Origin of the sequence: Nitriliruptor sp. (assembly GCF_040882075.1) — a bacterium.
Classification (GTDB): Bacteria; Actinomycetota; Nitriliruptoria; order Nitriliruptorales; family Nitriliruptoraceae; genus Nitriliruptor.
Map to the genome: position 1 here is coordinate 3382 of NZ_JBBEBZ010000220.1, position 6889 is coordinate 10270.

Annotated in this window: 9 protein-coding genes; 8 read left to right on the forward strand and 1 reads right to left on the reverse strand. The window is 70.7% G+C overall.

Annotation, left to right across the window (positions count from 1 at the left end):
* Nucleotides 1-138 precede the first annotated feature (138 nt).
* The 4 genes from WEB03_RS16090 (at nucleotide 139) to WEB03_RS16105 (ending at nucleotide 2801) form a co-directional block, all read left to right on the forward strand.
* A complete protein-coding gene (locus WEB03_RS16090) occupies nucleotides 139-1143 on the forward strand; it encodes an ATP-binding cassette domain-containing protein (RefSeq protein ID WP_368071939.1) in 1005 nt (334 codons plus the stop codon).
* Nucleotides 1140-1946, forward strand: a complete 807-nt coding sequence (locus tag WEB03_RS16095) for an ABC transporter permease (protein WP_368071940.1) — start codon at nucleotides 1140-1142, stop codon at nucleotides 1944-1946. The genes WEB03_RS16090 and WEB03_RS16095 overlap by 4 nt, the downstream gene beginning before the upstream one ends.
* A gap of 23 nt (nucleotides 1947-1969) precedes the next feature.
* On the forward strand, nucleotides 1970-2215 hold the full coding sequence (locus WEB03_RS16100) for a DUF2277 domain-containing protein (RefSeq protein ID WP_368071941.1): 246 nt from the start codon (nucleotides 1970-1972) through the stop codon (nucleotides 2213-2215).
* Between the two features lie 142 nt (nucleotides 2216-2357).
* On the forward strand, nucleotides 2358-2801 hold the full coding sequence (locus tag WEB03_RS16105; protein WP_368071942.1) for a pyridoxamine 5'-phosphate oxidase family protein: 444 nt from the start codon (nucleotides 2358-2360) through the stop codon (nucleotides 2799-2801).
* A gap of 42 nt (nucleotides 2802-2843) precedes the next feature.
* On the opposite strand, the gene WEB03_RS16110 is transcribed toward WEB03_RS16105, so the two are convergent.
* Entirely contained in the window at nucleotides 2844-3557 is a 714-nt protein-coding gene (locus WEB03_RS16110) for a spermidine synthase (RefSeq protein ID WP_368071943.1), read from the reverse strand.
* Between the two features lie 270 nt (nucleotides 3558-3827).
* Between WEB03_RS16110 and WEB03_RS16115 the strand changes: the two genes are divergently transcribed.
* The 4 genes from WEB03_RS16115 to WEB03_RS16130 all read left to right on the forward strand — a co-directional run bounded on the left by WEB03_RS16115 (nucleotide 3828) and on the right by WEB03_RS16130 (nucleotide 6725).
* Complete coding sequence (locus WEB03_RS16115) at nucleotides 3828-4070, forward strand: hypothetical protein (RefSeq protein WP_368071944.1); 243 nt, start codon at nucleotides 3828-3830, stop codon at nucleotides 4068-4070.
* Nucleotides 4067-4486, forward strand: a complete 420-nt coding sequence (locus WEB03_RS16120; protein ID WP_368071945.1) for a type II toxin-antitoxin system VapC family toxin — start codon at nucleotides 4067-4069, stop codon at nucleotides 4484-4486. Before WEB03_RS16115 ends, WEB03_RS16120 begins: the two co-directional genes overlap by 4 nt.
* Before the next feature lie 354 nt (nucleotides 4487-4840).
* A complete protein-coding gene (locus tag WEB03_RS16125) occupies nucleotides 4841-6001 on the forward strand; it encodes a DUF2786 domain-containing protein (protein WP_368071946.1) in 1161 nt (386 codons plus the stop codon).
* A 547-nt stretch (nucleotides 6002-6548) separates the two neighbouring features.
* The gene (locus WEB03_RS16130; RefSeq protein WP_368071947.1) at nucleotides 6549-6725 is read left to right on the forward strand and encodes a hypothetical protein; all 177 of its coding nucleotides are present in this window, start codon (nucleotides 6549-6551) and stop codon (nucleotides 6723-6725) included.
* Nucleotides 6726-6889: the final 164 nt, after the last annotated feature.

The following is a 6889-nucleotide window of genomic DNA, read 5'->3' on the forward strand; positions in this document are numbered from 1 at the left end:
ACCGGACGCGACGCCGCCCCGCACCCGGACCGGCTCGCACGCCCACCGCGGACCGTCCCTGTCCGCCACGCTCCGTAGCGTCACCTGCGACGCGCGCACCCCCGCGCTCCGTCGACCGCAGCCCGTCAGGGGACCACCGTGACCGATGTCATCCGAGCCCGTGGGCTCGTCAAGCGCTACGGCGAGGTGATCGCCCTCGATGGGCTCGACCTCGACGTGCCGGAGGGGACCGTGCTCGGCCTCCTCGGACCGAACGGGGCCGGCAAGACCACCGCCGTCCGGATCCTGACCACGCTGCTGCTGCCCGACGAGGGCAGCGCGACCGTGGCCGGTATCGACGTGCTCGCTGACCCCGATGGCGTCCGCGAACGTCTCGGCCTGTCGGGGCAGTACGCCGCGGTGGACGAGCACCTCACCGGGTTCGAGAACCTGGACATGGTCGGCCGTCTGTACCGCCTCGGCCGGACGCGCTCGCGCGAGCGCGCCCGTGAACTGCTCGAGCGTTTCGACCTCAGCGACGCGGGGGACCGCCCCGTCAAGACCTACTCGGGTGGGATGCGTCGCCGGCTCGACCTCGCTGGCGCGCTCGTCGCCGAGCCCACGGTGCTGTTCCTCGACGAGCCGACCACGGGTCTCGACCCCCGCAGCCGCACCGAGATGTGGGAGGTCATCCGCGAGCTCGTCAGCCACGGCACGACGCTGCTGCTCACCACCCAGTACCTCGAGGAGGCCGACCGGCTCGCCGACGACATCGTGGTCATCGACCACGGCCGGGCCATCGCGCACGGCACGGCCGACCAGCTCAAGCTCGAGGTCGGTGGCGAACGCATCGAGCTCGTGGTCGGCGCGGTCGATCAGATCCCGATCGCCCGCGACGCGCTGGCGGCCGTCGCGGTCGGCGAGGTGCAGGTCGACGACCAGAGCCGCACGCTCACCGCGCCGATCAGCAACGGCGCCGAATCGCTCATGGCCGCGCTCCGCAAGCTCGACACCACCGACGTCAAGGTGCTCGACGTCGGGCTGCGACGTCCGACGCTCGACGACGTCTTCCTCTCCCTGACCGGCCACGTCGCCGAGTCCCGCCCGACGGGGGCCGACACGTCCGACATCGTGCCTGCGACCACCGAGGAGGTGGCCCGATGAGCGCCCTCACCCACGCCCTCGTCGACGGCTCGGTCATCGCCAAGCGCAACCTCATCAAGATCAAGCGGGTCCCGGAGGTGCTCGTCTTCGTCCTGCTGTCACCGATCATGTTCGTGCTGCTGTTCGCCTACGTGTTCGGTGGCGCCATCGACCCGGGCGGCGACGTCAGCTACCGCGAGTTCCTGATCGGCGGGATCTTCGCGCAGACGGTCGTGTTCGGTGCCACGTTCACCGGGGCGGGCCTCGCCGAGGACATGCAGAAGGGCATCATCGACCGGTTCCGCAGCCTGCCGATGTCCCGCTCCGCCGTGCTCATCGGACGGACCGCGTCGGACATCGTCTACAACGTGCTGTCGATCATCATCATGAGCCTGACCGGGCTGCTCGTCGGCTGGCGGATCCGCGGTTCGCTCCTCGACGCCCTCGGTGCGTTCCTGCTGCTGCTGCTGTTCGCGTACGCCTTCAGCTGGGTGATGGGCTACGTCGGCCTGCTCGTCCCGAGCGTCGAGGTCATCAACAACGCCTCGTTCATGGTCATCATGCCGCTGACGTTCATCTCGAACGCCTTCGTGCCGCTCGAGACCTTCCCGCGTCCCCTGCAGGTGTTCGCCGAGTGGAACCCCGTGTCCACCGTCACCCAGGCGGTCCGGGAGTTGTTCGGCAACACCAGCCCGATGATGCCGGTGTCCGACGCGTGGTCGATGCAGAACCCCGTGCTCTACACGCTGCTGTGGATCGCGATCATCCTGGCGATCTTCGTCCCCCTCTCGATCCGCCAGTACAAGCGGGCCGCCTACCGCTGAGCCGAACCGCGTCAGGAGCCATCGTGTGCCGGAGCATCCAGCAGCTGCGAGGTGCCGAACCGCCGGCGACCGACGACGAGGTCCGGGACGCGGCGCTGCAGTACGTCCGCAAGCTCAGCGGCTACCGCACCCCCGCGGCGGCCAACCACGAGGTGTTCGAGGCGGCGATCGATGCGGTCGCCGCCTCGACCCGCGAACTGCTCGACGCGCTGGTGGTCACACCAGGGTCACGGCCCGCCGATCCGGTGCAGCGGCGTCTGCGTCGGTGAGGACCAGCACCTCTGGACGGTTGCGGCCGTCCGGCCAGCTCCGCGTGCGGGTGGGGTCCCGGGCAGGTGGGGCGGAACGCCCCTAGTCGGCCGAGGTGGGTGAGCGGCAGTCTGGGGCCGGAGCCGAGGAGAGGGAAGTGACGTGGGAGAGACGGTCGCGCGGGACCGCAACGGGCTCGAGGTGCTGAGCTACGAGGAGTGCCTGGAGCTACTCGGTGCCCGACGGGTGGGGCGTATCGCGCTCGTGAACGCGGGCTCACCGGTGATCGTGCCGGTCAACTACGTGCTCGACGGCACCAGCGTGGTCATCCGCAGCGCACCAGGCGCCAAGCTCGACGGCGCTGACCGGAGCCGACCCGTCGCCTTCGAGATCGACGAGCACGACCCGGAGTCGCGCACCGGCTGGAGCGTGCTGGTCACCGGTCTCGCCGAACCCCTCGAGGAGCCCGACGAGGTCGAACGCTTCGACCGCGAGCTCGATGCGTGGGCGCTCGGAGACCGTGACGACGTGCACCTGCTGCGTGTCCGCGCCGAGAGCATCACCGGTCGGCGGCTCGACGTGCCAGCCGCGCCGCGGGGCGGCTGACGCGCGCCCGGGTCGGCCGCGGGCGACGCACCGTCCGCTCTGTCAGCGCGCGACGTAGACGGTGTTGGCCGACTCGCCGCCGGTGAGGAAGTTCGCGAACGCGACCACGTGTGCGTCCGCTCGGGTGAACACCTGCCCGAGGACGGCGAGGAAGTCCTCGTCGGGCGGGTCGTCGGACCAGAGCGCGAAGACGCCGTCGGGCGTGAGGTGGTCCTGCAACCGCTGGAGGCCGTCCGCGCGGTAGAAGCCGGCGTGGCTCGGGTGCAGGACGTGGTGCGGGGTGTGGTCGATATCGACCAGGATGGCGTCGAAGCGGCGACCGGGCACGTCCGGGTCGAACCCCGCATCGGTGCCGACCCGTGCGAAGAAGTCCGCCTGCACCAGCTGGGTCCGAGGGTCGCGGGCCAGCCCCGCCGCGTCGGGGAGCAGCTCCGCCTCGTGCCAACCGATCACCTCGGCGAGCGCCTCGACGACGGTCAGCGACCGGACGCGGTCGTCCTCGAGGGCCGCCAACGCGGTGTAACCGAGCCCGAGCCCACCGACGAGGACGTCGAGGTCCTCCGTCTCGGGGAGGGCGGCCAGCCCGAGCCGGGCGAGCTCGATCTCGGCGACCGTGAACAGGCTCGACATCAGGAACTCGTCGCCGAGCTTGGCTTCATAGACGTCGACCTGTCGCGAGGGTTCGATCCGGCGACGCAGGCTGATGACGCCCATCGGGGTGGGCTCCGACGCCAGTTCCTCGAACGGGGGGCGCACGAGACTCCTCGGGTCGGGAACACGAGAGCCCGGGCAACCGATGCCCGGGCCCTCGTGGATGGTGCGCCGCCAGGACTCGAACCCCGAAACCTGCCGGCGAAGAGCGCGATTCAGGGCGTCCAGCGCACACGACGTTCGTCCAGAAAACCCGTTCTGACCACTCGGCTGATCGCTGAGGTGCGAGGGGCGTGAAGGTCCTCCCTCGGGCGGTACCTCGCCGCCCGCTGGTCTGCCCGAACAGCTCCTATGCGTGCATGGTATGGTGTGTGCATGTCTTACTCCGAGCGAACCCAGGTGCTGCTCAGCCCCGAGCAGCGCACCAAGGTGGAGCGCATCGCCGCCCGCACGTCGCGTTCCGTGGGTGCCGTCATCCGGGACGCCATCGACGACTACGGCCAGCAGGCGACCCCGGAGCGTCGACGCCGTGCCCTGGCCGACCTCTACGCGTTGGAGGCCCCGGTCGATGATTGGGAGGTCCTCGAACACGAGATCGTCGAGGGCGCGAGCCGGTGACCCTGCTCATCGACACCTCGGTCATCATGTACGCCGGTGGTGCCGCCCACCCCCACCGTGAGGCCTGTCGCGCCGTTCTCCAGCAGGTGGCGGACGGGCACCTCGACGCCGTCGTCTCCACCGAGGTCGTGCAGGAGATCCTCCACCGGTTCTCACGTGGCGATCGGGACATCGGCGTGCGCATGGCCCGCAGCGTCCTCGACCTGTTCGGGACGCTCGTTCCGGTCGATCGCGCGGTCATGGCCGATGCGACCGTCCGGTTCCGCAGTGCAGCGGAGCTGTCCGCCCGCGATGCGCTGCATGCGGCTACCTGCGCGGTTCACGGCCTCGAGGCGATCGTGTCCGTTGACACCGACTTCGATGGGCTGCCCGACGTTCGCCGCGTTCCCCCGGAAGCGCTCGACCAGCGGCACTGAGTCACGGTCGCGGGCCGAGAGTCGCGCGTGGTGTGCGGGGCTCCTGGCCCCCACGGCCGTCATCACGCTCGAGCGTGGTTGTTCCCCACCCTGGTCCATCGAGGTACGGATCAGCGCGGCTGAGTCGTCCACAGTGCTCGGCCCCGCCCGCACCTCGGTGTCGTGGTCGTGTGGCAGCATGGCCTCATGGGCAGGAACAACCAGCAACGACGGGCGGCCAAGCGCCGCAAGCAACGTGCGTCCCGACCGCCGCTTCGACGACCCGGTGACACCAACTCGTCCGACGGTCGCCACCAACGTCCCGAACCGGTCCGATCACCGGGTTCACAGGAACCACCGTGCGTCGCGGAACTGGTGGAGGCGGCCGTCGCCGCGTGGGGGCACGAACCGGCACGCTTCGCCGAGCTCCTCGACGCGCTCACGGACCGGCTGCACCCGGCGCTCGAGGCGGCGCAGGCGACCCTCGCCGCCGTGATGGCGCAGCTGTGGTCGCGTGGCTGGGCGCCGGCCGAGCTCGTGCACGTCGTATCACGCGAGCTCACGATGGTCCACGTGGAGGTCGTCGCCGAGCAGGCGGTCGCCGACGGGCGAGCACGGCAGCGACGTGGGGAGTCGCTCCACCCCCGCTGGGCGGACCAGCTGGATGAGCTCGACGAAGCTGCGACGGCGCGTCTGGCGCTGGACATGGACCGGCTGCGGTGCCTGGTCGAGGTGGTGGGTCTGCTCAACCGGCTCCCAGCGATCCCCCACGCCATGCCTGGCCCGGACCTGCGCGGGACGCGGCCGGTCCCGGCGACGGGGCACCTCGACGCTCGGATGCTCGGACGGGTCCGCGCGTTGCTGGCGAAGGCCGAGGCGACGAGCTTCGAGGAGGAGGCCGAGGCGTTCACCGCCAAAGCGCAGGAGCTGATCGCTCGCCACGCCATCGACGAGGCGTTGCTGCACGAGGTCGATGATGTCGGCGACCCGTCGCTGCGGCGCATCCTCGTGGACGACCCGTACGCCGACGCGAAGGCCCACCTGATCGCGCAGGTGGCCGGGGCCAACCGGTGCCGGGTCGTGTACTCGAGCGGGCTCGGCTGGATCACAGTGTTCGGCTACGACCACGACCTCGACGCGGTCGAGCTGCTCGCCACCTCCCTGCTGGCGCAGGCGACGGCGGCGATGGTCCGACAGGGTCCACGTCGCGATGCCGCCGGCCGATCGCGGACACGCTCGTTCCGCCGATCGTTCCTGTACGGCTTCGGCCAACACATCGGTGAGCGGCTGCGACGCGCGGCCGAGGAGCAGGTCGCGGCGTCCGGCGAGGACGGCCGGCTCCTGCCGGTGCTGGCAGCTCGGGGCGACCGAGTGGAGGCCGCGGCGCGTGGTGCCTTCCCCGAGCTCGTACAGAAGACGACTTCGATCAGCAACGGCTCCGGCTGGTCGGCGGGCCGGGTCGCGGCGGAGCAGGCGAGCCTCGAGGTCGGGCGCCGTCGGCTCGACGCGAGCGACGCGAGCGACGCCCGAGCGTGACGGCACGCGTCGTACCCCACTGCAGCATCGACGTGATTCAGCTGTCCTCGGGTGCGGGAACCGGACGCAGGCCTTCGCGTTCGGCAGCCTCAGCGAGCCGCTGATCCAGGCACACGAACGGCAACGGAGGACCGTCCTCGGGGTGATGAGGAGGGCCGCGGCCAGCTGGCCAGCATCGGCCGCCTTCATCGAGTGACGTGCGAGCAGCGAGGTCGCACGTCGACGGACGGGCAGGAGGTCTGTCACCTCGTCCCAGGTCTCGGCGAGCTGCTCGAGCCGATCGAGTGCCTGCCGACGGCTCCGGCGGTCGAGCGCGCCCTCGCGGGCACGGCGTTCGAGCGCGCTCCTCGGCGACGCCCACGGCCAGACGGTCGAGTTCGAACGGCTGCGACGAGCGTTCGGGGCCCACGCCCGCTCCGCGAGGACCTGCGAGGCGAGGTCGATGAGCTACGCCCCGAGGTCGCTGAACGGCGGTGGCAGGACGACTACGTGCGGGCTGCCGTCGCCCAGATCGTGCGTAGCGACGAGATCATCGAGCCGGTCGAGCATGTCAGCGTCATCGCGGACGACCCCGACGATGATGATCGTGTCGCTCGAGGCCGCGCAGGCTGCCGGGGCGGCCCTCATCGTCAGCGGGGATCGTCACCTCCTGAGCCGTGGCCGCTGGGGCGAGGTCGCCATCCTCAGACCGGCCGTGTTCCTCGCCGACTTCGGCTTGGAGTAGGAATCGGTGGGAAGTGCTCAGTGACAGCCCCTGAACGGCGAGTTCGGTCGAGTCACAGCGGTCGCCAAGCCGACCGGCACGGCACAGCGCCAGAAGCCGACCGGAGCCCCGAGCGTCGAGCGTCGAGCGTCGAGCGTCGAGCGTCGAGCGTCGAGCGTCGAGCG

Bases quoted from the DNA above. Each gene is read 5' to 3' on its own strand.
- WEB03_RS16095 (WP_368071940.1), top strand. From the start codon at position 1,140: ATGAGCGCCCTCACCCACGCCCTCGTCGACGGCTCGGTCATCGCCAAG.
- WEB03_RS16115 (WP_368071944.1), top strand. From the start codon at position 3,828: ATGTCTTACTCCGAGCGAACCCAGGTGCTGCTCAGCCCCGAGCAGCGC.
- WEB03_RS16130 (WP_368071947.1), top strand. From the start codon at position 6,549: ATGTCAGCGTCATCGCGGACGACCCCGACGATGATGATCGTGTCGCTC.